Here is a 592-nt window from a genome sequence, read left to right as displayed (position 1 = left end):
CCACCTCAGCAGCCGCCCACGCCTTCCCCAACCCCACATCCGCCACCCGAAACGCACTCCGCCCCACATTGACGGCCTCAACCACATCAGGATCCACGATCGTGAAGCCGCCGACCCCACTGCGCGCCAACACCTCGACCAGATACGACCCCACCGACCCGGCACCGACAATCAGGACCCTGCGATCCGCCAACTCCGGCGACAGGATGCCCCCGGTACGCGCGAAGAGCGGTGAGGCCGGGCTTCGGACGCCTCGGCCGCCGCCGCTTCTTGACTGACCGCCGCTGGCCGCTTGATCCGCGCCGCCCTTGGTACCGCCGGAGCTACTCTGCTCGCTCGGTGCCACTTCACCTAGGCTGCTCGCGCTGCTGCCGTTTCCGGTCTGACCGTCGCCAGCTGCTTGATCCGTGCCGCGCTTGCCTTTGCGCCTGGCTTCCTCTGCTTGGCCGCTGCCCGTCGCCTCATCCGCGCCGCACTCATGCTCAGCGTTCACTCCTGCTGGCGCGAGATTGCCCGTCGCCGCTTCGCCTTCTACCGCCGGCCTCGCCTCCGCGCCCGCTCTCCCACCTCGATGCGACGCATCCCGCCCCTC

General features: G+C 69.4%; 1 protein-coding gene. It reads right to left on the bottom strand.

Features of this window, described 5'->3' with window-relative positions:
• Window positions 1-493: ThiF family adenylyltransferase (locus KGQ19_RS52460; protein ID WP_212022493.1), on the bottom strand; the 493-nt coding region annotated here is incomplete at its 3' end.
• Window positions 494-592 lie beyond the last annotated feature (99 nt).

Origin of the sequence: Catenulispora pinistramenti, from assembly GCF_018274385.1 — a bacterium.
GTDB lineage: Bacteria > Actinomycetota > Actinomycetes > Streptomycetales > Catenulisporaceae > Catenulispora > Catenulispora pinistramenti.
The sequence above is the reverse complement of the archived record's forward strand: the minus strand, read 5'-3'. Positions and strand labels throughout refer to the sequence as shown.